The organism is Lysobacter sp. HA35 (assembly GCF_054061195.1).
Genome location: NZ_JBSSDY010000001.1, coordinates 2,878,430 through 2,900,616 on the forward strand (window position 1 = coordinate 2,878,430; position 22,187 = coordinate 2,900,616).

The window sequence follows — 22,187 nt, forward strand, 5'->3', positions numbered from 1 at the left end:
GCGCAACGGTCACAGGGAGAAGTGTCATGACGTTCGATCTGCAACAGGCCCAGGCGGACATGCGCCGGGCGTATTACGGCGGCGCGACCGGCATGATCGCTTCGGCGACCGCGTGGCTGGCGGCGGGCTGCGTTGCATGGCGCGGCGCGCCGACGACGGCGGTGTGGACGCTGCTCATCGCCGGCATGTTCATCCATCCCGCGGCGATGCTGCTGTCGCGTGTGATCGGGCGTTCGGGCACGCACGCGAAAGGCAATCCGCTCGGTCGGCTCGCCGGCGCCAGCACGTTCTGGCTGATCTTCAGCCTGCCGCTCGCGTATGCCGCATCGCGCCTGCACATCGAATGGTTCTTCCCGGCGATGCTGCTCGTCATCGGCGGCCGTTACCTCACGTTCGACACGCTGTACGGCAAATCGCTGTACTGGCCGTGCGGGCTCGTACTCGCCGCGGCCGGTTTCGCACTCGGCCGCATGTTCGCGACGCCGGCGCTCGCCGCATTCGTCGGCGGCGGTATCGAGTTCGCATTCGCCATCGTCATCGCCCTTCGCGAGCAGCGCGCATCGCGCGTGCTGAGCGCCGCCTGATCCATCGACCGTTTTTACGTAGCAGGAGATCGCCATGTCGTCGCTCGTCAGCATCCGAGGCCTGCGCAAGACCTATCAGCGCGGCGCCGAACGCGTCGAAGTGCTCCACGGCATCGACCTGGAGATTCCCGAGGGCGACTTCGTCGCGCTCATGGGCCCGTCAGGCTCCGGCAAGTCGACGCTGCTCAACCTCATCGGCGGGCTCGATACGCCCACGGGCGGCGAGATCGATGTCGGCGGTCGCCGCATCGACACGCTGCGTGCCGGCCAGCTCGCACAGTGGCGCAGCGACAACGTCGGCTTCGTGTTCCAGTTCTACAACCTGATGCCTACGCTCAACGCGCAGAAGAACGTCGAACTGCCGTTGCTGCTGACCAAACTCAACGGCGCGCAGCGCACGCGCAATGCGGCGATCGCGCTGCAGCTCGTCGGCCTTGCCGATCGCGCCAAGCACAAGCCGAACGAACTATCAGGCGGGCAGCAGCAGCGCGTCGCCATCGCACGCGCGATCGTGTCCGATCCCACGCTGCTGATCTGCGACGAACCGACCGGCGACCTCGATCGCCAGTCCGCCGAGGAAATCCTCGGCCTGCTGCAGACGCTCAATCGCGACCACGGTAAGACGATCGTGATGGTGACGCACGATCCGAAGGCCGCGGACCACGCGCGTCGCACCGTGCATCTCGACAAGGGCGTGCTGGTCGACCAGCCGGCTTACGCACACTGATCCCGTCGCGACGCGCGGGCCGCGTCGCCGTCTCCGCCGCAGCGGAGCCTTTCGACGATTCGAAGAGGCGGCCATGAAATACCTGCATCTCATCTGGGCTTCGCTGTTCCGAAGCCGCACACGCACGCTGCTGACCTTGCTGTCGGTCTTCGTCGCGTTCTTCCTGTTCGGCATGCTCGACTCGGTGCGCGTCGCCTTCAATTCGGGCGGCGATGTCACCGGGGCGAACCGCATGGTCGTGGCCTCGCGGCTTTTCGATCACGCAGATGCTGCCGTATCGCCTCGATCCGCAGATCGCGTCGATTCCCGGCGTGCGCAAGTCGAGCTACGCGGCGTGGTTCGGCGGCATCTATCAGGACCCGAAGAACTTCTTTCCGAACTTCTCCGTCGGCGACAAATATCTTGATCTCTATCCGGAGTTCCAGATGGCGCCCGCGCAGCGCAAGGCGTGGGAGAGCGATCGCCAGGGCGCGATCGTCGGCGAAGCACTGGCGAAGAAGTACGGATGGAAAGTCGGCGACATCATTCCGATGCAGGCGACGATCTTCCCGACCAAGGGCAGCAACGACTGGCAGTTCAAGCTCGACGGCATCTTCCATATCGCCGACGTCAAGCGCAAAGGCCAGGAGCAGATCCTGCTGTTCCACTGGAACTACTTCGACGAGGCCAACGACTACGTCAAGGGTCGCGTGGGCTGGTACATCATCCAGGTCGACAACGCGGGCGTGTCCAATCGCGTGTCGAAGGCGATCGATGCACTGAGCGCGAATTCCGACCACGAAACCAAGACGCAGACCGAGGAAGCGTTCAACCAGTCGTTCGCCAAGCAGATCGGCGACATCGGGCTGATCGTCACCGCCATCATGGGCGCCGTGTTCTTCACCCTGCTGCTGCTCACCGGCAACACGATGGCGCAGGCCGTTCGCGAACGCATTCCGGAACTCGCGGTGCTGAAGACGATCGGCTTCCAGGACCGCACGGTGCTCGGGCTGGTGCTGTTCGAATCGATCTTCCTCGTCGCACTCGGCGCGATTCTCGGTCTGGTCTGTGCCCCACTGGCAATGCAGATCGTGAGCCGCGGCAGTGGCGGCTTCATTGCGCTGCCCGACAACCTGCCGCCGGAAAGCTGGGCCACCGGGCTCGTGCTGATGGTGCTGTTCGGCGTGCTCTCCGGCGTGCTGCCGGCCCTGCGCGCCATGCGCCTCAACATCGTCGACGCCCTGGCCGGGCGCTGAGGAGGACATCGTCATGCGCAACAATCGATTCCGCCGTCTGAAGCGTTCCCTCGGCAATGCCGCGGTGTTTTTGCTGCTCGTTGCCGCACTCGTCGTGTGGACGATGCTGCCCTGGCCCGCGGTCGCCGGGCTCGCCGTGCTCGTCGCGCTCTGGCTGTTCCTCACCCGCAGCGGGCGGCTCACGCTCGCCGCGGCGCAGGTCGGTATTGCGGGCCTTCCGCAACGGCTCGGCGCATCGTCGGTGATCGTGGTCGGCATTGCCGGCGTGGTCGGCGTGCTGGTCGCGATGCTGGCAATGGGCGAAGGCTTCCGCGCAACGCTCGCCAGCACCGGCGGCAACGACACCGCGATCATCCTGCGCGGCGGTTCGCAGGCTGAAACCAATTCGGTGATCACGCGCGACCAGGTGCCGCTGATCGAATCGCTGGACGGCATCCAGCGCGGCACCGATGCGCGTGCATTGATCTCGCCGGAGCTGTCGCAGGTGGTCAATATGCCGTCGATGGCGGATGGCACCGACTCGAACGTGCAGTTCCGCGGCGTCGGCCCGGCCGCGTGGCTGGTGCGGCCGAAGGTGAAGATCGTCGAGGGACGCAAGTTCAATCCGGGCCTGCGCGAGATCGTCGTCGGTCGCGGAGCACAGCAGCAGTTCCGCGGCCTGAAGGTCGGCAACAAGCTCAAGCTCGCGCAGCAGGAGTGGACGGTGGTCGGCGCGTTCGAATCGGGCGATTCGCACGAGTCCGAGCTATGGGCCGACGTCGATGTGCTCGGCCCGGCGTACCAGCGCCAGGCGTTCCAGTCGGTGACCGCGAAGCTCGATGGCGCGACCGGCATCAAGCGCCTGAAGGCCGCGCTCGCCGCCGACCCGCGCCTCAAGCTCGACGTCATGACCACGCACGACTACTACGCGAAGCAGTCGGAGAACCTCACCAAGCTGATCAACATCCTCGGCAAGGTGATCGGCGTGATCATGGCGCTGGGCGCGGTGTTCGGTGCGCTGAACTCGATGTACGCCGCGGTGTCGGGTCGTGCGCGCGAGATCGCGACGATGCGTGCGCTCGGCTTCCGCGCGCTGCCGGTGGTGACGGCGGTGATGCTCGAAACCATGCTGCTCGCCTTCGCAGGCGGTGTCATCGGCGCGCTCATCGCATGGCTGATGTTCAACGGCCACTCGGTGTCGACGCTGGGCAACAACTTCAGCCAGGTCGTCTTCAAGTTCCGCGTATCGCCGGAGCTGCTGTGGACGGGCTTGAAGTGGGCGCTGGGTATTGGCTTGGTGGGCGGCCTGTTCCCCGCGCTGCGTGCGGCGCGGATGGAAGTGACGGACGCGCTTCGCGCGCAGTGATGGCTACGCCGGCGGTTCGCTCTTCGCGGCCGCCGGCACCGCGGGCTTCGTCGCACGCGCCTTCGACAACGTGATGATCACCACGCCGACCAGAATCACCGCCATCGCGCCGACGTCGCCGGCGGTGAAGGTCTCGCCGCCAATCAACGCACCGAACACCACGGCGAGCGGCGGGTTGACGTACGCGTAGCTGGTCGCGAGTGCCGGGCGCACGTGGTGCAGCAGCCAGATGTAGGCGGTGAAGCCGAAGATGCTGCCTGCGACCACGAGGTAGAGCATCGCCAGCGTCGATGACGTACTCGGCACGGCGGTGAAGCGTTCGCCGTGGATCAGCGCGGCGACCAACATCCAGCCGCTGCCGGCGATCATCTGCGCGCTCGCGGCCATGAAGGGTTCGGGAAGGTCCTGGTCGCGGCTCCAGATCGAGCCCCAGGCCCATGCGATCGGCGCGATGGTCAGGCAGACGAGGCCCAGCGTCGAACCGCGCAGTGCGCTGCCGGCATTGAGCCAGACGACGCCGAGGAAACCGACCACCAGCCCGATCCATTCGACTTTCGACGGGTGCCGGCCGCGCAGCATCGCGAACAGGCCGGCGAACAACGGCATCGATGCGACGGCGATCGCGGCGAGGCCCGAGCTCACCTGTGTCTCCGCAAGATTCACGAAGCCGTTCGACAGCAGCACCATGAAGATCGACAGCACGGTGAGCGTGCGCCACTGCTTCGCAGTCGGCCCGGGCGTGCCGCGCAGGCGCAGCACGACGAACATCAGCAGGCCTGCGATGAACATGCGGCAGGCGCCGAGCAGGAACGGCGGGTAGCCGTGCAGCGCGAAGCGGATCGCGAGATAGGTCGAGCCCCACAGCACGTAGAGCGAGGCGAGGGCGATGCCGATTGCGAGCGGCGTCGCGGTGCGCGCGGACGGGGCGTGCATCGATGGAATCCGGAAGGCGGCCGCGGTCGCGGCGACCTCGACAGCCTAGCGCCTGCGACGCGTCGCCGTCCGTGCCGGAGGTTGGATCACCGTGTTGCGCGGCGCGTCAGTAACCGCTGCCGGCGTCGTCGATCACCTCGTCCTCGTACTCGGCGAACCGCTGCAGTTCGACACCTTCCAGGCGGAACTGCTGCGCGGCGGCGGAGAACGCCATCAGCGACAGGATGCGCTGCGGCTCGCGCGCCCACGGCGGCACGTACACCGCCGGTGCGATGAGGTGCGACTGCAGGTAGGGCGCGAGCGCGACGACATCGCCGGTGGTCAGGCGGCCGACGAACAGCATGCGCAGCAGTTCGGCGCGGCCTTCCTGCAGCGCTTTGCGTACGAACAGGTGGGTGATGAAGAGGCCTTCGAGATACGCGCCGTCCTTGGTGAAGCAGACGCGCCCGCGCACATTGCCGCCGCGGAAGATGCGCGACGCACTGCGATAGCTTTCGACGTCGCTCTGGCCGGCGTCGAGAAAGCCCTTGAACACCTCGATAAAGTCGGCGCCGTCCAGCGCTTTCTGCACCATGATCACGCGCAACGCGATGCGACGCAGCCGCACGATGTCCATCGCGCCGGTCACGCATTCGGCGAACGTCGCCAGCCCTTCCTGCGTGCGCGTCGTACGTGGGGCACCGAGACCCAACGCCTTGAAGTGCGGTTGGTGCTTGCCGTTGAGCAGCGTCGCCGTGTGGATGAAAGCTTCGTGCTCGAGCAACTGGTCGAGATCCGCATCGGAAAACATCGCGGTGGATCGCAGCTTCACCTTGCTGCTGCTCGCGGTCGCTTTCGATGACAGCGTCGGATCGAGCACGACCTCGACGCGGTCGTGCGTGAAGTATTCGCCGATGCGCTCGCCCAGTCGCGCTGCGAATTGCTCGGCCGTCATCGAGCATTCGACCGGTGGAAGCAGTTGACGGTCGACCAGGTCGTCGGTGATCGTCAGCACTTCGCGCGCGCCATCCGCCGCCGTCGCGTGCTGGCTGCGGTATTTCACGTCGGGCCGTCCGTAGAGCAGCACCGAGCACCGCGTAAAACCGGGATGCCCGATCTGTTCCAACATGCGCGCGGCAACGCGATAGCTCCACGCGGTCTTGAACAGCCAGTTGCCGATGGGATGGCCGCGGTCGAGCCGATGCATGATCGCGTCGAGCGCTTCGAGTTCCGCGTCGAGTTGGACGGGCACCGTCGGCGGTTGCGGAAGCTGCGGTCGCCCGGTATTCCAGCCGTCGAGGAACTGCGCCTCCATCGCAGCGGGCCAGCCGATCGCATTGAGCACGCGGATCTTGCTGCCCACGCGACAAAGCGCGCGGTCGCATTCGAAGAGTGTTTCGAGTCGCGTGTCGTTTTCGACGACGGTGGCCACGCTATTCGCACTCCGCAACCCGATGCATGGGCTTCGATTACAGGCGTTGCGCGAGACGTTTGCTATTGACCCAAGGTGCAGCGGCCGTAGCGCACGCAAAACACAGCACATCGAGCGTTTCGACCGGCGTGCGTTGTGTCGCGGGTCAGCTACTTAAGCGACTGCAGGACGCAAGCGTCCATTGAGCGGCAGGCGGGTCGATCGATAAGGTGGCGTCAACGACCTGTGAAAAGCGCGGTTCGACGCTGCGCGGAGCCCAGCCTCTGATGATGTTTCAGGCGATTCCCCCGTTCGACGAAGTGCCGTCGCACACCCGCTGGTTGCACGACCTGCGCAACCTGGTGAGCACGGCAAGCGTCGCTGCAAGCGTCGGCCGTACGCTGCTGCGCGATGACGTCGATTCCGCGCTCGAGCTGCTGGGCGAAGCCGAGCGTGCGTTGCACGAATGTCGCCACCTGCTGGCGAACGGTGGCGATCACGTGCGCAGCGACAGCGAAACGCTGTCAGGCGAACTGCCGCCGGCGCAGGGCGAGCGCAGCCACAACGATGGCGAACGTCGCAACGACGCTTGAAGCCGCTTACGCCCGTTCGCGTTCCAGCACACGCTGCTTGAGCGGCAGCCCCCAGCGATAGCCGCCGAGCGAGCCGTCGCCGCGCACGACGCGATGACAGGGCACCACGATCGCCAGCCGGTTGCCGGCGCATGCACGCGCCACCGCACGCGCGCCGCGCGGTGCACCGAGTGATTCGGCGAGTTCGGCGTAGCTGCGCGTCTCGCCCTTGGGAATGCGCATCAGCGCGTCCCAGACCTTCTTCTGGAACGCGGTGCCGATGAGGTCGAGTTGCACATCGGCCTGCAATCCGGCCAATGCATTCGCGACAGCCTGCAGCCGCGGCGCGAGGTAATCGTCGCGGCCGTCGTCCACGCGCTCCAAAGTCGCCTGCGGGAATTCGCGACGCAGCTTCGCTTCGAGCGCTGCATCGTCATCGCCCAATTCGATCGAGCAGATGCCGCGTTCGGTCGCCGCGACCAGTGCGCGACCCAGCGCCGTGTCGATCAGGCTCCATCGCACGGATTCGCCCGCACCACCGCGTCGATAGCGCGACGGCGCCATGCCCAGTCGCGCCGCGCCCGCTTCGTACACGCGAGAAGGGGAGCCGTAGCCGGCGTCGTACAGCGCAGTGGTGACGTCGGCGCCGTCACGCAATGCCTGCTTGAGGCGACCGAGCTTGCGCTGCGCGAGATAGTCCGCCGGGCTCAGCCCGAAGCGCGCCGTGAAGCGGCGCTGCAGGTGCGCGGGGCTCCAGCCGATCGCATCGGCGAGCTGCTGCAACGTCGGCTCTCCGGCGTCGAGCAGGTCACGGGCGCGGTCGAGTTTTGCGGTCGCGGTGGTCATGGCTCAAACGATAACGGGCGCCCGAAGGCGCCCGCTATCCGTTTGTTGCGATGTGCGTCGAGCGTCAGTCGGCCCAATGGCCGGGGCTGCGCGCGGTCGGCAGCACCTTGGCCGACAGCTGGCGATCGGAGTTCAGCACGCCGACCGCGTCACCGAGGATCGTCGCGGCTTCACGCAGCAGCGGATCCGGACGCTTCTCGGCCAGCTTGTCGCGCTGCGCATCCTTGGCGATGTCACGCTCGTTCGCCTGCAGGCCGTCGTCATCGTCATCCGCGAGCGGATCGAGTGCGATGCCCAGCTTCGCGCGCTCGGCTTGGCGCGTCTTGCGCTTGGCTTCCTCCTTGTCGCGTTCGGCGCGGCGGTCGGCCTCGTTGAGCGACACCGTCTTCTCGGCGCGTTCCTTGCGGAACTGCTCGACGTCCTGGCTCCACCACTGGAACTCGGGATCGGCGGCGATGCGCTGGTCGTGATGCTGCTGCAGCGTCGGCAGGATCGGGCGGAAGTCGCCGTACTCGGTGTGCGGCACTGCGGCGATGCGTGCCCAAGGCAGCGCGTTGTCATAGGTGCTCTCACCGAACTCGCTGGCATCGACCGACGCCGGGAACGCGATGTCGGGCACCACGCCCTTGTGCTGCGTCGAGCTGCCGCTCACGCGGAAGAACTGCTGCACGGTGAGCTTGACCTGGCCGAAGCGCGCCTGTTCGTTGGCGGGCCAACGATCGAGGTCGAGCAACGTCTGCACGGTGCCCTTGCCGAAGGTGCCTTCGCCGATGATCAGGCCGCGACCGTAGTCCTGGATCGCGCCGGCGAAGATCTCCGATGCCGACGCCGAACCGCGGTTGACGAGCACCGCGAGCGGGCCCTCCCACGCGATCTGCTTGTCGTCATCGCCGTTGACCGTCACCCGGCCGCCGGACTCGCGCACCTGCACCACCGGACCCTGGTCGATGAAGAGACCGGTGAGTTCGATGGCTTCGTCGAGCGAGCCGCCGCCGTTGTTGCGAAGGTCGAGCACGACGCCATCGACGTGCTGGCCCTGCAGCGTCTGCAGCAGCTTGGCGACGTCACGCGTGGCGGACGCGAAGTCCTTGTCGCCACGACGACGCGCGTCGAAGTCCTGATAGAACGCCGGCAGCTTGATGACGCCGATCTTCTGCGCCGGCTTGCCGTTGCTCGCCGGCACGTCGATGGTTTCAGCCTTTGCGGCCTGGTCCTCGAGGCGCACGCGATCGCGCACGATGTTCACGCGCATCGGCTTGGCGTCCAGCGGCGATTCCGCGGGCACTACGTCGAGTCGCACGGTCGTGCCCTTGGTACCGCGGATCTTGGCGACGACGTCGTCGATGCGCCAACCCACCACGTCCTCCATCGCACCGCTGGTGCCCTGGCCGACCGCCATCACGCGATCGCCCGGCTTGACCTTGCCGGTCTTCGACGCGGGACCACCGGCGACGATCTCGCGAATGGCGACGACGTCGTCCTGCTTCTGCAGAACCGCGCCGATGCCTTCCAGCGTGTTCGACATCGTCAGGTTGAAGTTGTCGGCGCTGCGCGGGGTGAAGTAATCGGTGTGCGGATCGACCGCGTTCGCATAGCTGTTGAGGAAGGACTGGAACACGTCCTCGCCCTTCAGTTCGCCGATGTTCTGCGCGAGGTTCGCGTAGCGCTTGTCGAGCGTCTTGCGGATATCGTCGGGCTGCTTGCCCGCGAGCTTCAGGCGCAGCCAGTCGTTGCGCACCGACTCCTTCCACAGCGTGTCGAGCGCAGCGTCGTCCGCAGCCCACGGCACGTCCTTGCGGTCGAACTGGAAGTCGTCCTTGCGCGTGAAATCGAAGATGTTCTGCTTCAGCAGATCGCGTGCGTACTGCGCACGCGCCGCGGCATGCTGGCGGTACGACGCGAAGATCGCGTACGCCGGGCTCAGGTCACCGCTCTTGATCGCATCGTCGAGCTGCGTCTTGTAGACGTCGAACTTCGCCACGTCCTGCGCGGTGAAGAACTGCTTGTTCGGATCGAGCGACTCGAGATAGCGCTTGTAGATGTCGGCCGACAGCGAATCGTCGAGCGCACGCGGGCGATATGCGTAGCGACTATCCGATAGCAGACCGTAGACCAGCTTGGCCGCGGTGGCCTGGTCGGGCGTCGGCGCGTTCGGGATGGTCTTGGACCCACCGTCCGGGCCCGCGAGCAACGCGAGCGGTGCGGTGAGAAGAAGGGCGAGCAGGGGAGTTTTTAGCTTCATCGGAACCGGGCGTGGGGACGCCGATCAGGTCCGGCGGATCGCCGGGATACCACGGTGGAGTCGATTCAGACCGCAGCCCAGTGCCGAAAGTTGCATGGGCTCGTTCCATATGATCGCGATGCAGAGCCCGGTGCAACCCGGAACTCGCATTCGTCGCCGTACGTTCAGGCCCAAATGCGGGCGCCGTCACCCAGCGGCCGTCGTCTTCACGACGACGTCGACGACTATGCGCCGCGCGCAGGGGAATACGGCGTGGAGACGCGCGACAGTGCGTGTCGCGATCTGCGCTTTCGCTGCGCTCAGGCGGTCTCGACCACGCCGGCTTCCGCGGCGGAGCGATCGGCGTGATACGACGAGCGCACCAGCGGACCGGACGCGACGTGGTGGAAGCCGAGCGCGTAGCCGAACTCTTCGAGTTGCTTGAACTCGTCGGGCGTCCAGTAGCGCATCACCGGGTGATGGTGCGGCGTCGGCTGCAGGTACTGGCCGATGGTGACCATGTCGACGTCGTGCGCGCGCAGGTCGCGCAACGTGCCTTGCACCTGTTCCATCGTTTCGCCGAGGCCGAGCATCACGCCGGACTTGGTCGCGATGTCCGGATGCTGCGCCTTGAAGCGCTGCAGCAGCGTCAGTGACCACTGATAGTCGGCGCCCGGACGCACGTTCGGATACAGGTCCGGCACCGTCTCGATGTTGTGGTTGAACACATCCGGCGGATTGGTCGCGAGGATTTCCAGCGCGCGATCCATGCGGCCCTTGCCGCGGAAATCCGGCGTCAGCACTTCGATCTTGGTGCGCGGCGAATGCGTGCGGATCTCGCGGATGCAGTCGACGAAGTGCTGCGCACCGCCGTCGCGAAGATCGTCACGGTCGACGCTGGTGACCACGACGTAGCGCAAGCCCATGTCGGCGACGGTCTGCGCTAGCTTCAGCGGTTCACCCGCGTCCGGCGGCTTCGGCCGGCCATGCGCGACGTCGCAGAAGCTGCAGCGTCGCGTGCAGACCTCGCCGAGGATCATGAAGGTCGCCGTGCCGTGGCCGAAGCACTCGTGGATGTTCGGGCAGCTGGCTTCCTCGCAGACGGTGACGAGGCGGTTCTCGCGCAGCTTCGCCTTGAGGTTGGCGACCGCGTTGCCCGACGGAATGCGCACGCGGATCCACGACGGCTTGCGCAGCACCGGGGCGTCCTCGAACTTCACCGGGCTGCGGCCGATCTTGTCGCCGCCGAGCTGCTTCGCGCCCTCGACCAGCGGCGCGGGCGCGCTTTCGACGACGGCGAGGGGAATGGTGCGCGGAGCGGACTCGGTCATGGCGTCGGCCGTGGAGGAAGCGGTCCGGCGATGGCCGGGCCTGCATTGTCCCGCGCCGGGGCGGTGAACGCCAAAACGTGCGGGAAACGGTGGGGCGGGGTTATGGAAACGACGATCGAGGCGAGACGTCGGCAGCGGCCGCGAAATGGTCCGCGGCGGGGCTGCGTGGGCCGCTGGGTCAGGACGGAAGCGACGGCGCGGCGTCGACCGTCGAAAGCCCAAACTGGCGGGCGATGTGAGCGACCAGCCGCGGCTTGACGGTGTCCAGCCCGGACGGGCCGCCGAGGTCGGCCATGCTCGTCACCTGCAGGCCGGCGTAGCCGCACGGATTGATGCGGCGGAAGGGCTCCAGATCCATCGCGATATTGAAGGCCAGGCCGTGGAACGTGCAGCCACGTCGCACGCGGATGCCGAGCGCGCCGATCTTCGCGTCGTTGACATAGACCCCGGGCGCGCCGTCGCGGCGGACCGCGTGGATGTTCCAGTCGGCCAGCGTGTCGATGATCGCCTGCTCGATGCGGCAGACGTATTCCTTTACGCCGACCTTGAGCCGGCGCAGGTCGAGCAGCGGATACAGCACGATCTGGCCGGGCCCGTGATAGGTCACCTGGCCGCCGCGATCGACGTGGATCACCGGGATGTCGCCCGCCATCAGCACGTGCTCGGGCTTACCGGCCTGGCCGAGAGTGAACACCGGATCGTGTTCGACGATCCACAGCTCGTCGGGCGTCGTGTCGTCGCGCGCGTCGGTGAAGGCCTGCATCGCGCGCCACACCGGTTCGTAGGGCTGCCGGCCGAGGTCGCGAACGCGTGCAGCGGGGATATCGACGGCCGCGGATTCCGGCTCGGCGACCGCCACCGCGCAGGCGGTCAGATCGTCCACTTCACTTCCGGGTGGTCACGCAGGATGCGGTGCGCGCGATCGTGATCCTCGCGATTGTTCGCGCGGAACCGGATGCGCACCGAGACGTATTTGCCGTTTGACGACGGCTTCCACGTCACGTCCTCGTGCACCACGTCGACGCCGCCTTCGGTCAACAGGCGCGGCAAAGTGACTTCGAGCCCGGCCTCGGCCGGACCCATCGCAGACAGTTCGAATTCGCCCGGGAACTGGAACCCGTGCGCGGGGTTGTCGGAATGGATGTCCATGGGCCCGATTATGGGGACGAGAGCGTCATGACCCAATGCATCGAGGCACTGCGGTCGCGCCCGGCGGCCGCAGTGCGCAAGACGTGCCTTACTTCGACATCTGCAACAGCATCGAGGACACCCAGCCCTTGTTGCCGAATTCGTCTTCGACTTCCCACATCGCGCCCTGCTTCTGGCCGGTGGGGTACAGCATCATGCCGACGTCGAGCGCGCGGACGACCTTGCCCTTGCCGGTGGCGTCGCTGAACAGGCGGGCCGGCTTGGCGACCGTCACGGCCTGGGTGGCGTTCGCGGCGCTGGCGTTGGCCGGCAGGCCGCCGAGCTGGGCGATTACGTCGGTATAGGCCTGCAGGTAGGCCAGGGTGATGACTTGCCCGACTTCGGTACTGGCGTAGCCACCGGCGCCCAGGCCACCGAGGCCCGAGCTGCCGAACAGCACGCCGCTGCCGGACCAGCCGAGGTCGGTCTTCTTGGCGTTGCCTTCGGCCATCGCGACCTGCTCGGACGAGCGCACGTCGGTGACGGTCAGGACGACGTTCGCCGTCTTGCTCTTGAAGTTCAGACCGCCGATCGCGGCGCCCGCGCGGCCACCGACCAGACCGCCGAGCAGCCCACCGATGTTGTTGCCGCTGGCGTTGTTATTGGCGTTGACGAGGTCCGGGACCATTACGTAGTCCGCAGCCTTGATCTGGCCCTTGCCGATGTTGGAGCGATTGCGCAGCTCGCCGCTGGACGCGAGTTCGCGTTCGCGCATCGCCGCGTCCATGCCCATGCCGCGGTCGACCAGCGTGAAGCAATGCGACTTCGCGACGAACAGCTTGATCAGCTTGCTGGGCGCTTCGAGCTGCTGGCCGGACCACCAGTTGGTGCCGTGCTCGGGCTCGATCACCGACAGCGTGCCGAGCGGGCGCGCGCAGGTCGGAATCTGCCCGGTCTGCTGCTGGCGCGTCTCGTCGATGCTCGCGGCAGCGGCCGGCAGGGCGATGAAGGCGAGGGCGATAAGTGCGGTGTTCCGAACGGTCATGCGTCGAGCTTCCTGGCTGCTGGGTGGTCGGCGCGGCGCGCCGGCCGCCAGCATAGCGGCAGTAAAGACGCCGCCGATCGGCTCGTCCCGCTAAGGATTCGCTAAGACGAAAAAGCCGGCGCGAGGCCGGCTTGTCCGTGGATCCGAGGCGTGGCGGTTACGAATTCCACCACATCAGCAGCTCATGCCAGAGCCGCTTGAAGAAGCCGGCCTCCTCGACCGCGTCGAGCGCGATCAGCGGGCGCAGCGCGAGTACCTGGTTGCCGAGCATCACGCGCACGCTGCCGATCTTCTGGCCCTTTGCGATCGGGCCGACGAGCTGCTTCGGGACGTCCATCACCGGCTTGAGCTGCTGGTAGCGGCCGCGCGGCAGGGTGACCATCATCGGCTCGGCAAGACCCAGGCGGACCTGGTCTTCCTTGCCTTTCCAGACCTTCTGCACCGCGACCTGCTTGCCGGCGTCGTAGAGCTTGTGCGTCTCGAAGAAGCGGAAGCCCCAGTTGAGCAGCGCCTGGCTGTCGTCGACGCGATTGGGTTCGCTGGGCTCGCCCATCACCACCGAGATCAGGCGCTGGTCGCCGCGCTGCGCCGAGCCCATCAGGCAGTAGCCGGCGGTCGCGGTGTGGCCGGTCTTGATGCCGTCGACCGACGGGTCGCGCCACAGCAGGCGGTTGCGATTGCTCTGCGTGATCGGGCCGACCGTGTATTCCTTGATCTTGTTGAGCGAGTACGACTCCGGGTAGTCGTGGATCAGCGCGCGGCCGAGCAGCGCGAGGTCATGCGCGGTCGTGTAGTGGCCCTCGGCCGGCAGGCCGTCGGGGTTCGCCCAGTGCGTGTGCTTGAGGCCGATGCGCGCGGCGTAGGCGTTCATCAGCGACGCGAACGCGTCCTCGCTGCCGGCGATGTGCTCGGCGAGCGCGATGGCGGCGTCGTTACCCGACTGCACCACCATGCCCTTTTCCATCTCGATCAGCGGTGCGGTCTTGTTGACCTCGAAGCCCGAGTACGAACCCTCGGTGCCGGCGCCGCCTTTGCGCCAGGCGTTCTCGGTCATCATGACCTGGTCGTCGCGCTTGACCTTGCCGGCCTTGAGCTCGGCGGCGACCACATAGCTCGTCATCACCTTGGTGATGCTCGCGGGCTCGACCTGCGCGTCGTAGTTCTGGCCTGCGAGCACATTGCCGCTCGCGTAGTCCATCAGGATCCAGGCCTTGGCGTTCACGGCCGGCGGCGGCGGAACGGGCAGCTCGTCGATCGCGGCCGGAGGCGGCGTGTTGTTCGGCACCGGGCCGGTCTGCGCGACGGCGAGGCCGAGCGACAGGGTGAGACCGGCGGCGAGCAGGCCGGCGAGACGGGCAGGGGACTTCATCGGGACGGGACTCCGGGCCGGCAGGGCGGCGGTGGAACGGATGCGGATGGACATTCTGGACGCACGGACGCCGCGGGCAAACCCGCGCGGCGACTCAATCGTGCACGCGTTGCGGCGTGGCGAAGCCTAGACCGCGAACGCGCGCGGCGAGTTCCGCCTCGCCAGCGGCGGGAAGCGGGCCGATGCGAAGGCGCCAGATCGGCTGGCCCTTGGTGACGGCGTCGAACAGTTGCGCGCCGGCGATGCCCGCATTGCGCAGCGTGGCGAGCGCGCGATCGGCGTTGTCGCGCGCGGAGAAGCTCGCGACCTGCAGGGTGATCGCGTCGTCGGACGACGCGGTGGCGGCGGGTGTAGTGAACGTAGGTGCGCTGACGACAGGCGCGCTCGCAGTTGGCGGCAGCGGCGTCACGGCGACCGACGTTGTCGGCGCGGCGACCGATGCGGACGTCGCGACCGTCTGCGTCGCGCTGGGCATCGTCACCGTCGTGCGCTCGGCCGTCGCGACCTGCGTGGTCGACGGCACGATCGTCGCCGGCTTGCCCGTCGCGACATGCACGCCACGCTGCGCCATCCAGTCTTCGAAGCCCTGCGTCTGCGTGCTGCCGTCGCCCGGGCGCACTGCATAGCGGTAATCGCGCGTGGCGACGTCGAGCGCGGTCGGTGTCGGCTTCGGGTGTGTTGCAGGCGCAGGCGTCGTCGACGCGAACGTCGTGCCGGTCGCCGGGTCGCCCGGCTGCAGCGCTTCGACGCGTACGCGTCCCGTGCCCGCCGGGTAGATGCCGAGCTTCACCGCGGCCGCGAGGCTGAGGTCCATCACGCGGCCGTCGTGGAACGGCCCGCGATCGTTGATGCGCACCACCACCGACTTGCCGTTACCGAGGTTGGTGACGCGCGCGAAACTCGGCAGCGGCAGCGTCTTGTGCGCGGCGCTGAAGGCGTACATGTCGTACACCTCCCAGTTCGACGTGCGGCGGCCGTGGAACTTCTCGCCGTAGTACGACGCCAAGCCTTCCTCGACGAAGCCATGCGTGTCGTCGAGTACGCGGTATTCCTTGTCGAGCACCGTGTACACCGGCTTGTTGCCGAGCTTGGAGCGCGGCAGCGACACGACCTGCGGTTCGGGGATACACGCGACATCGGGAATCGCCGTCGGTACGCGGTCGTTTTCGTCGGGCCGGTACAGGCCGCCGGCGACGTAATCACCGCGCTTGCTGAGATCTTCCTCGGCCGGCTGATACCAGCTGCAGTCATGGCCGGCGGGCGACGACGACGGCCGCACCACCGATGCGGTCGACGACGGCGGTGCCGATGACGGGCGTGGAGCGCTTGCGCAGGCCGCAAGGCCCGCGCAGACCAGCACGACGACGAGCTTCTTCATGGGGCCGGAGCAGTTCCGGTTGCGGCGGCAGGAAGCGGCGGTACATCGCGGCCGGCGATCGATTCGGCCAGCTGGTACACCGCCATCGCGTAATGCTTTGAGATGTTATAGCGGGTGATCGCGTAGAAATTGCGGAAGCCGAGCCAGTATTCGACACCGTTGGCGCCGTCGAAACGTAGCGGCACCGCGCTCACGCCCGGCGGCACGGATGCAAGCGGCCGGTAACCGCGCGCCTGCAACTCGCTCATCGTGTAGATCGGATCGAGCGCTTCGGGCTCGAAGGCCTGTGCCGACGGATCGTGCGTCGCGCGCACCGCGATCGGCCCGCCGCGTACCCAGCCGCCCTTCTTCGCGAAGTAGTTGGCGATGGACGCAAACACGTCGGCCTTGTTGTCGAACAGGTCGCGACGCCCGTCGCCGTCGCCGTCGACCGCGAACTCGCGATAGCTCGACGGCATGAACTGCCCCCAACCCATCGCGCCGGCGTAGCTGCCCTTGAGCTGGGTGATGTCGAAACCGGTTTCCTTGCCGAGCGCGAACAACTGGCCCAATTCGCCACGGAAGAACTGCTCACGCTGCTCCTCGCGCGCCGCCTTCGCCGGATCGCCGCTGCGCGGGTACGCGAACGCGAGCGTGTACAGCGCATCGACGACCGGATAGCTGCCCTTGTTCGCGCCATAACTGGTTTCGACGCCGATGATCGCGGTGATGATCTCGGCCGGCACGCCGTAGCGCGCTTCGGCGCTGGCCAGGTCGCTTCGGTTGTCGGCGTAGAACTGCCGACCGGCGTTGATGCGAGCATCGGTCATGAAGATCGGTCGGTAGTCGCGCCAAGGCTTGGCTTCGGCCGGTCGCGACATCGCGGTGACGATCGAATCGCGGATCTGCGCCTTCGCCAGCACCGACTGGATGTACATCGGATCGATGCCGTACTGCTTCGCGGTGTCCTGCACGAACTTCGCGCGCGCGGCTTCGAACGGAACGCGCACCGGAGCGGGTGGCGGCGGGGGCGGCGTCACCACCGGCGGTGGCGTGGTCGGCACGGTCGGCGGCGGCACCGCGCAGGACGCGGCGGCGAGTGCGATCGCGCAGGTGAGCGCGCGCAGAAGGGGGCGTCGGATCGTCGTCATCGTCGCGAGGTTATCACGCGATTTTCGCGCGAATCACACGTTTTACGGCCGCTACGGCGACGGTTCAGCGCCGTGACGCGATGCGCGCCAGGCCGCTTGCGCGAGCGCGGCGCCGATCGCATCGGCGAGTGCATCGAGTGGATCTGCCGAGCGCGATGTCGTGAACAGGCCCTGCGCGATCTCGATCGCGATGCCGAACACGATCACCGCGATGAGCACGCGCAACCAGCGCGCCGGATACAGCCACGTGCCGTACGCGGCAAGCACCGCATAACCCAGCGCATGCTCGACCTTGTCCATGCCATCGAACACCGGCGACGGCAGGTCGTGCGCGGGCAGCAGCGAACCGATCGTGATCGCGACATACATCGCGATCCACAGCGGCAGCGCCCATGCCGGACGCGACGTCACAGCCGATGGCTCAGGTCGCCGACGAGGAAGGCCGCGCCGAACTCGACATCGTTGGAAAAACCCATCGCCTGGAAGCGCTCGCCCATTTCGCTGGGCAGCGTGAGGTGCTTGACCTCGTTGGTGCGACGCAGGCGTTCGGCCTCGTCACCGATCTGCTCGATGCGCGACAGCACGCCGGCCAGCCCGTTGCCGAGCAGGAAACTCGCCTGCGAACAGTAGCCGGCAAAATCGAAACCTGCCGCCAGCCCGGCTTCGCCGAGGGCAGTGAAATCCACCGACGCGGTGACGTCCTGCAGGCCCGGCCAAGCGAACACGTCGTCGTGCATGCGGTGGCGATAGAACGCGCGCAGCGTGCCGTTGCTGCGATCGTCGGCGTAGAACTCGTCGCGCGCATACCCGTAGTCGACGAACAGCATCGCGCCGCGCTTCATGCCGCCCGACACCGCCTGGATCCAGTACGGCAGCTGCGGCAGCACTTCAGAGACGTAACCGTCAGGCAGTGCGCGGCCGATGCGGCGTTCGATATGGCGCACCGATTGCACGAGCATCGAATCGCCGGGGCGCCACTGGGTCACGAAGCGCTCGCCGTCGCTGGCGACGTACTGCTCCATGACTTCGTTGTTGCGGACCGCGAAACGCGGCGTCGGCAATGCATCGATGACTTCGTTCGCAAACAGTACGCCGTTCCAGTCGTGCGGCACCGGGCCGTCCACCCATTCGACCAGCTCGAACAGCATCGGATGCAGGCGTTCGAACAGCCGTGCGCGCTGGCGTTCGCGCAGCTGCGCCGAAGGTTCCAGGATGAGATAGCGCGACGGCAGCGCGTCGAGTTCCAGCAGGCGCATCAACGCGACCTGCGCGAACGCACCGGTGCCGCCGCCGAGTTCCAGCATCAACGCGCCCGGTCCCAATTGCTGCAGCACCGGCGCGACCGCATCGGCGACGCATGCGGCGAATACGGGGCCCAGCTCCGGCGCGGTAACAAAATCGCCGGCTTCGCCGAACTTCGTCGCACCCGCGCTGTAGTAGCCGAGGCCGGGCGCGTAGAGCGCGAGTTCCATGAAGCGCGAAAACGGAATCGCGCCGCCCGCTGCGGCGATCTCCGCGTCGATATGCGCGGTGAGTTTGCGGCTGTGCGCCTGCGCCGCCTCGTCGGGCATCGGAAGCTCGGACGCAGCGCGCGCAGCAGGATCCATCGGCATTGGGACACGGGACATGGGAGACTCGCGCAGGATACGGGACGCGTGTCGAAAGGAGCGGTGATGCAGGCGACGGCGACGGGCGATGCACGCCCGGTGGTGCTTGTGACGGGCGCGGCGCGACGTATTGGCGCTGCGATCGTCCGACGGCTGCACGCTGCGGGTTGCCACATCGCGTTGCACTACCGCGGCTCGGCCGACGATGCACTCGCGCTGTGCAGCGAACTCGAGCGCGTGCGGCCGGGGTCGACGTTGCCGCTGCATGGCGACCTCGCCGAGTTCGATCGTCTTGCCGAACTCGTCGCGAAAACCGTGGGCCGATTCGGCCGTCTCGACGCACTCGTCAACAACGCATCGACGTTCCGCGCGACGCCGCTCGGCACCGTGACACCTGCGCAATGGGACGACCTGTTTGCATCGAACGCGCGCGCACCGTTCTTCCTCGCACAGGCGGCCGCGCCGCACCTGCGCGCGACACGCGGCGCCATCGTCAACATCACCGACATCTACGCCGACCGGCCGTTGCCGCAGCATTCGGTCTATTGCATGGCCAAGGCCGCGCTGGTGATGGCGACCAAGTCGCTAGCGCTTGAACTCGGCCCGGACGTGCGCGTCAACGCGATCGCGCCCGGCGCGATCCTGTGGCCGGAAAACGACGGCGACACGGCCGCACGCGACGCGATGCTCGCGCGCACGCCGCTCGGTCGCACGGGTACGCCCGAGGACATCGCCGACGCCGTGCGCTGGCTGATGTTCGATGCCGCGTACTGCACCGGTCAGGTCATCGCGGTCGACGGCGGCCGCACCATCACCGGCGGCTAGGCCTCGACCGCCCGCGGTCACAGGCCTACAGTCGTCTCGACCCGTCGAAGAAGCAGCGCCATGGCCGACTCCGTGATGCCCGGCGATCTCGTGCGCATCGCACCCGGCAACGACCTGCCGCTGCATGCCGCGCGTGCCGCGGTAACGGCGGCGATCCGCGAGACCTGCGAAGCCGGCGGCCGAAAGCTCCTCGTCGACTTCGTGAACTGGCGTGGCAACGAGAATCCCTCGCTCTCGCTGCGCATCGACAGCGTCTTCGAATGGGCCGCGGCCGCCGAGTCCGCGCCGGGTTTCGTCATGGCGCTGGTGATGCCGCCGCATCTGGTCGATCCGGGGCGCATCGGCTTCATCATCGGCCGACGCATCGGTTTCAACTTCGATGTATTCGGTGATGTCGACGAGGCGATCGCGTGGATCGAGGCCGAAGCGCTGTCGTTGCCCGCGATGCCGACCGATCGCTAGCTGCGGTCAGTCGAGCGCGATGATGTCGGCGGGCGTGCCGTAGTCGGCATGCGCCTGCCACAGCTGTGACAGCGTGCGTTCGGTACCCGGCACGACCACATCCGGTGCGATGTCGGCGAGCGGACGCAGCACGAAGGCGTGCTTCAGCTCGGCACGCGGAATGCGCAGGTTGCCCGCGCCGTCGAGCACGCGGTCGTCGAACAGCACGATGTCGATGTCGAGCGTGCGGTCCGAAAAACGCGGGCCGCTGCGGTCGCGACCATGTGCATCCTCGAGCGCGTGCAGCCAGTCGTTGAGCGGCTGCGGTTCCAGATCGCTGTCGATGATCGCGGCCGAGTTGAGGAACGCAGGGCCGTCGAAACCGACCGCGGGCGTTCGATAGATCGGCGATGCGACGACATCACCGAAGCGTGCGCGCAGCGCGTCGACCGCCGCGCGTAGATGACGCTCCGGTTCGACGTTACTGCCGAGGCTCAGGTACGCGCGGCCGCTCATGCCGCGCGCGAGCGTTCGATCATCACGCCGACAGCGCGCGCACCGCGCACGGCGCCGGGCTTGCTCAGCTTCAATCGCAGGTGTTGCACAGGGAATTCCGTCAATACGAGTTCGGCAACGCGTTCGGCCAGTGTTTCGACCAGACCGAAACCCGACGCGGCGACGTAATCGCGAATGCGCGTGCTCACGTCCTTGTAGTTGAGCGTATGCGCGATGTCGTCGCTGGCCGCCGGGATGCGGTTGTCGAAGGCCATTTCGAGGTCGAACACCAACGGCTGGCGCACGCGGCGCTCCCAGTCGTAGATGCCGATCAGCGCCTCGATCTCGAGGCCTTCGATGAAGACGTGGTCCATGGCGGCGTTCCGTTGCGGTGCGGCGATGCTACGGACGCCGGCCGCGATGTCCACTCACGCCGGCGCGAGGTCGACGGCGGGCAGCGTCGACATGTCCCAGCGCGGCGTGACGTGCACACAGAGGTCCGCGTGCTGGCCGGCCTGCAGGCGCAGCGCGCCAGCGAACGCGATCATCGCGCCGTTGTCGGTGCACAGCACGGGCGGCGGGAAGCCGACGATCGCGTCGCGCTTGGCCGCGAGTTCCTGCAGTTTCGCGCGCAGGCGGCGGTTCGCACCCACGCCGCCGGACACGACGAGGCGACGAAAACCGGTTTCGTCGAGCGCGCGTGCGCACTTGATCGCGAGCGTGTCGACCACGGCGTCTTCGAATGCGCGGGCGATGTCCGCGCGGGTCGCGTCGCTCTGGTCGGACGCGCGCCAGGCCAGCAGTACCTGCGTCTTGAGCCCGCTGAAGCTGAAGTCGAGGCCGGGGCGGTCGGTCATCGGTCGCGAGAACTTGAATGCGCCCGGACGGCCGTGTTCCGCGATCGCGGCGAGTTGCGGGCCGCCGGGGTAGGGCAGGCCCATCAGTTTCGCGGTCTTGTCGAACGCCTCGCCCGCGGCGTCGTCGAGCGTTTCGCCGAGCAGGCGATATCGGCCGATCCCATCGACACCGACCAGCTGCGTATGCCCGCCGGAGACCAGCAGCGCGACGAAGGGTTCGGGCGCGAGTCCGGCGTGCAGCGCGTTCCGCTGGTCCGCATCGTCCATCAGCGGCGCCAGCAGATGGCCTTCCATGTGGTGGACGGCGACCGCCGGCACATCCAGCGACCAAGCCAGAGCGCGCGCCACACCGGCGCCCACGAGCAGAGCGCCGACCAGCCCCGGTCCGGCCGTGTAGGCGACGCCGTCGAGGTCGGTGGTGGCGATGCCGGCCTCGGCCAGCGTCTGCCGGATCAGCGGCAGCGTCTTGCGCACGTGGTCGCGGCTGGCGAGCTCGGGCACCACGCCGCCATACTCGGCGTGCAGCGCAATCTGGCTGTAGACGGCATGCGCCAGAAGGCCGTCCGTCGTGTCGTACACGGCGATCCCGGTCTCGTCGCAGCTGGTCTCGATTCCCAGTATTTTCAAAGACTTGGCCTCGGTCCGGCGGTCATCGCCCACCCCGACCGGCACGGCATGACGAAAAAGTGAGAGCAGCGGCTTGCGATGCCGCTAGGCAGGCCGATATC

22 protein-coding genes and 1 pseudogene are annotated in these 22,187 nt (G+C 67.3%); 7 read left to right on the forward strand and 16 right to left on the reverse strand.

The genetic code is table 11. The features are described 5' to 3' along the window. Positions 1 to 26 precede the first annotated feature (26 nt). From ACVWZN_RS13960 to ACVWZN_RS13975, 4 genes and pseudogenes are all read left to right on the forward strand, one after another. Complete coding sequence (locus ACVWZN_RS13960; RefSeq protein WP_456954341.1) at positions 27 to 584, forward strand: DUF7010 family protein; 558 nt, start codon at positions 27 to 29, stop codon at positions 582 to 584. A gap of 34 nt (positions 585 to 618) precedes the next feature. Then, complete coding sequence (locus ACVWZN_RS13965; protein ID WP_027084056.1) at positions 619 to 1,311, forward strand: ABC transporter ATP-binding protein; 693 nt, start codon at positions 619 to 621, stop codon at positions 1,309 to 1,311. A gap of 73 nt (positions 1,312 to 1,384) precedes the next feature. Next, positions 1,385 to 2,546 (forward strand): annotated as a pseudogene (locus ACVWZN_RS13970) (ABC transporter permease). A 13-nt stretch (positions 2,547 to 2,559) separates the two neighbouring features. Then, complete coding sequence (locus tag ACVWZN_RS13975) at positions 2,560 to 3,891, forward strand: ABC transporter permease (RefSeq protein WP_456954342.1); 1,332 nt, start codon at positions 2,560 to 2,562, stop codon at positions 3,889 to 3,891. A 3-nt stretch (positions 3,892 to 3,894) separates the two neighbouring features. Here the strand turns inward: ACVWZN_RS13975 and yedA are convergent, their stop codons facing one another. Both yedA and ACVWZN_RS13985 read right to left on the reverse strand, forming a co-directional pair. Beyond that, on the reverse strand, positions 3,895 to 4,824 hold the full coding sequence (gene yedA / locus ACVWZN_RS13980; RefSeq protein WP_456954343.1) for a drug/metabolite exporter YedA: 930 nt from the start codon (positions 4,822 to 4,824) through the stop codon (positions 3,895 to 3,897). Positions 4,825 to 4,930: 106 nt separating this feature from the next. After that, the gene (locus tag ACVWZN_RS13985) at positions 4,931 to 6,235 is read right to left on the reverse strand and encodes a tyrosine/phenylalanine carboxypeptidase domain-containing protein (RefSeq protein ID WP_456954344.1); all 1,305 of its coding nucleotides are present in this window, start codon (positions 6,233 to 6,235) and stop codon (positions 4,931 to 4,933) included. A 266-nt stretch (positions 6,236 to 6,501) separates the two neighbouring features. Here ACVWZN_RS13985 and ACVWZN_RS13990 point away from each other — a divergent pair, with 266 nt between their 5' ends. Further along, entirely contained in the window at positions 6,502 to 6,807 is a 306-nt protein-coding gene (locus ACVWZN_RS13990) for a hypothetical protein (protein WP_456954345.1), read from the forward strand. 6 nt (positions 6,808 to 6,813) lie between these two features. Here the strand turns inward: ACVWZN_RS13990 and ACVWZN_RS13995 are convergent, their stop codons facing one another. The 11 genes from ACVWZN_RS13995 to ACVWZN_RS14045 form a co-directional block, all read right to left on the reverse strand. Beyond that, complete coding sequence (locus ACVWZN_RS13995; RefSeq protein WP_456954346.1) at positions 6,814 to 7,632, reverse strand: methylated-DNA--[protein]-cysteine S-methyltransferase; 819 nt, start codon at positions 7,630 to 7,632, stop codon at positions 6,814 to 6,816. A 64-nt stretch (positions 7,633 to 7,696) separates the two neighbouring features. Continuing rightward, positions 7,697 to 9,874, reverse strand: coding sequence for a carboxy terminal-processing peptidase (locus ACVWZN_RS14000; RefSeq protein ID WP_456954347.1), 2,178 nt, complete (start codon positions 9,872 to 9,874; stop codon positions 7,697 to 7,699). 299 nt (positions 9,875 to 10,173) lie between these two features. Further along, complete coding sequence (gene lipA / locus ACVWZN_RS14005) at positions 10,174 to 11,184, reverse strand: lipoyl synthase (protein ID WP_456954348.1); 1,011 nt, start codon at positions 11,182 to 11,184, stop codon at positions 10,174 to 10,176. Positions 11,185 to 11,362: 178 nt separating this feature from the next. Continuing rightward, positions 11,363 to 12,043, reverse strand: coding sequence for a lipoyl(octanoyl) transferase LipB (gene lipB, locus ACVWZN_RS14010; protein WP_456954776.1), 681 nt, complete (start codon positions 12,041 to 12,043; stop codon positions 11,363 to 11,365). An 11-nt stretch (positions 12,044 to 12,054) separates the two neighbouring features. Then, positions 12,055 to 12,333: a DUF493 family protein gene (locus tag ACVWZN_RS14015; RefSeq protein ID WP_027084046.1), complete on the reverse strand. Its 279-nt coding sequence runs from the start codon at positions 12,331 to 12,333 to the stop codon at positions 12,055 to 12,057. Between the two features lie 88 nt (positions 12,334 to 12,421). Beyond that, positions 12,422 to 13,357, reverse strand: coding sequence for a CsgG/HfaB family protein (locus tag ACVWZN_RS14020; RefSeq protein WP_456954349.1), 936 nt, complete (start codon positions 13,355 to 13,357; stop codon positions 12,422 to 12,424). 157 nt (positions 13,358 to 13,514) lie between these two features. Then, entirely contained in the window at positions 13,515 to 14,726 is a 1,212-nt protein-coding gene (locus ACVWZN_RS14025; RefSeq protein WP_456954350.1) for a D-alanyl-D-alanine carboxypeptidase family protein, read from the reverse strand. A 94-nt stretch (positions 14,727 to 14,820) separates the two neighbouring features. Next, positions 14,821 to 16,104, reverse strand: coding sequence for a septal ring lytic transglycosylase RlpA family protein (locus ACVWZN_RS14030; RefSeq protein ID WP_456954351.1), 1,284 nt, complete (start codon positions 16,102 to 16,104; stop codon positions 14,821 to 14,823). Beyond that, positions 16,101 to 17,234 carry a lytic murein transglycosylase B gene (gene mltB, locus ACVWZN_RS14035; protein WP_456954352.1) on the reverse strand — a complete coding sequence of 378 codons (1,134 nt, stop codon included), beginning with the start codon at positions 17,232 to 17,234 and terminating at the stop codon, positions 16,101 to 16,103. Before mltB ends, ACVWZN_RS14030 begins: the two co-directional genes overlap by 4 nt. 51 nt (positions 17,235 to 17,285) lie before the next feature. Beyond that, positions 17,286 to 17,645: a VanZ family protein gene (locus tag ACVWZN_RS14040; protein ID WP_456954353.1), complete on the reverse strand. Its 360-nt coding sequence runs from the start codon at positions 17,643 to 17,645 to the stop codon at positions 17,286 to 17,288. Then, positions 17,642 to 18,862 carry a class I SAM-dependent methyltransferase gene (locus ACVWZN_RS14045; RefSeq protein WP_456954354.1) on the reverse strand — a complete coding sequence of 407 codons (1,221 nt, stop codon included), beginning with the start codon at positions 18,860 to 18,862 and terminating at the stop codon, positions 17,642 to 17,644. The genes ACVWZN_RS14040 and ACVWZN_RS14045 overlap by 4 nt, the downstream gene beginning before the upstream one ends. Before the next feature lie 45 nt (positions 18,863 to 18,907). On the opposite strand from ACVWZN_RS14045, the gene ACVWZN_RS14050 reads away from it, so the two are divergent. Both ACVWZN_RS14050 and ACVWZN_RS14055 read left to right on the forward strand, forming a co-directional pair. Next, positions 18,908 to 19,666 carry a pteridine reductase gene (locus tag ACVWZN_RS14050; protein WP_456954777.1) on the forward strand — a complete coding sequence of 253 codons (759 nt, stop codon included), beginning with the start codon at positions 18,908 to 18,910 and terminating at the stop codon, positions 19,664 to 19,666. A gap of 60 nt (positions 19,667 to 19,726) precedes the next feature. After that, positions 19,727 to 20,128, forward strand: coding sequence for a hypothetical protein (locus tag ACVWZN_RS14055; RefSeq protein WP_456954355.1), 402 nt, complete (start codon positions 19,727 to 19,729; stop codon positions 20,126 to 20,128). Positions 20,129 to 20,134: 6 nt separating this feature from the next. Here ACVWZN_RS14055 and folK read toward each other — a convergent pair whose 3' ends face one another. From folK to tsaD, 3 genes are read right to left on the reverse strand one after another with little or no spacing between them, the layout of a single operon-like run. Then, positions 20,135 to 20,623, reverse strand: a complete 489-nt coding sequence (gene folK, locus ACVWZN_RS14060) for a 2-amino-4-hydroxy-6-hydroxymethyldihydropteridine diphosphokinase (protein WP_456954356.1) — start codon at positions 20,621 to 20,623, stop codon at positions 20,135 to 20,137. Further along, positions 20,620 to 20,976 carry a dihydroneopterin aldolase gene (folB, locus tag ACVWZN_RS14065; RefSeq protein WP_456954357.1) on the reverse strand — a complete coding sequence of 119 codons (357 nt, stop codon included), beginning with the start codon at positions 20,974 to 20,976 and terminating at the stop codon, positions 20,620 to 20,622. Before folB ends, folK begins: the two co-directional genes overlap by 4 nt. Positions 20,977 to 21,030: 54 nt before the next feature. Beyond that, on the reverse strand, positions 21,031 to 22,086 hold the full coding sequence (tsaD, locus tag ACVWZN_RS14070; protein WP_456954358.1) for a tRNA (adenosine(37)-N6)-threonylcarbamoyltransferase complex transferase subunit TsaD: 1,056 nt from the start codon (positions 22,084 to 22,086) through the stop codon (positions 21,031 to 21,033). Positions 22,087 to 22,187 lie beyond the last annotated feature (101 nt).

What these genes read in the sequence shown, in the direction of transcription:
- ACVWZN_RS13960 (WP_456954341.1), top strand. Translation starts at nt 27, where the DNA reads ATGACGTTCGATCTGCAACAGGCCCAGGCGGACATGCGCCGGGCGTAT.
- ACVWZN_RS13965 (WP_027084056.1), top strand. Translation starts at nt 619, where the DNA reads ATGTCGTCGCTCGTCAGCATCCGAGGCCTGCGCAAGACCTATCAGCGC.
- ACVWZN_RS13975 (WP_456954342.1), top strand. Translation starts at nt 2,560, where the DNA reads ATGCGCAACAATCGATTCCGCCGTCTGAAGCGTTCCCTCGGCAATGCC.
- yedA (WP_456954343.1), bottom strand. Translation starts at nt 4,824, where the DNA reads ATGCACGCCCCGTCCGCGCGCACCGCGACGCCGCTCGCAATCGGCATC.
- ACVWZN_RS13990 (WP_456954345.1), top strand. Translation starts at nt 6,502, where the DNA reads ATGATGTTTCAGGCGATTCCCCCGTTCGACGAAGTGCCGTCGCACACC.
- ACVWZN_RS13995 (WP_456954346.1), bottom strand. Translation starts at nt 7,632, where the DNA reads ATGACCACCGCGACCGCAAAACTCGACCGCGCCCGTGACCTGCTCGAC.
- ACVWZN_RS14000 (WP_456954347.1), bottom strand. Translation starts at nt 9,874, where the DNA reads ATGAAGCTAAAAACTCCCCTGCTCGCCCTTCTTCTCACCGCACCGCTC.
- lipA (WP_456954348.1), bottom strand. Translation starts at nt 11,184, where the DNA reads ATGACCGAGTCCGCTCCGCGCACCATTCCCCTCGCCGTCGTCGAAAGC.
- ACVWZN_RS14015 (WP_027084046.1), bottom strand. Translation starts at nt 12,333, where the DNA reads ATGGACATCCATTCCGACAACCCCGCGCACGGGTTCCAGTTCCCGGGC.
- ACVWZN_RS14020 (WP_456954349.1), bottom strand. Translation starts at nt 13,357, where the DNA reads ATGACCGTTCGGAACACCGCACTTATCGCCCTCGCCTTCATCGCCCTG.
- ACVWZN_RS14025 (WP_456954350.1), bottom strand. Translation starts at nt 14,726, where the DNA reads ATGAAGTCCCCTGCCCGTCTCGCCGGCCTGCTCGCCGCCGGTCTCACC.
- ACVWZN_RS14030 (WP_456954351.1), bottom strand. Translation starts at nt 16,104, where the DNA reads ATGAAGAAGCTCGTCGTCGTGCTGGTCTGCGCGGGCCTTGCGGCCTGC.
- mltB (WP_456954352.1), bottom strand. Translation starts at nt 17,234, where the DNA reads ATGACGACGATCCGACGCCCCCTTCTGCGCGCGCTCACCTGCGCGATC.
- ACVWZN_RS14045 (WP_456954354.1), bottom strand. Translation starts at nt 18,862, where the DNA reads ATGTCCCGTGTCCCAATGCCGATGGATCCTGCTGCGCGCGCTGCGTCC.
- ACVWZN_RS14050 (WP_456954777.1), top strand. Translation starts at nt 18,908, where the DNA reads ATGCAGGCGACGGCGACGGGCGATGCACGCCCGGTGGTGCTTGTGACG.
- ACVWZN_RS14055 (WP_456954355.1), top strand. Translation starts at nt 19,727, where the DNA reads ATGGCCGACTCCGTGATGCCCGGCGATCTCGTGCGCATCGCACCCGGC.
- folK (WP_456954356.1), bottom strand. Translation starts at nt 20,623, where the DNA reads ATGAGCGGCCGCGCGTACCTGAGCCTCGGCAGTAACGTCGAACCGGAG.
- folB (WP_456954357.1), bottom strand. Translation starts at nt 20,976, where the DNA reads ATGGACCACGTCTTCATCGAAGGCCTCGAGATCGAGGCGCTGATCGGC.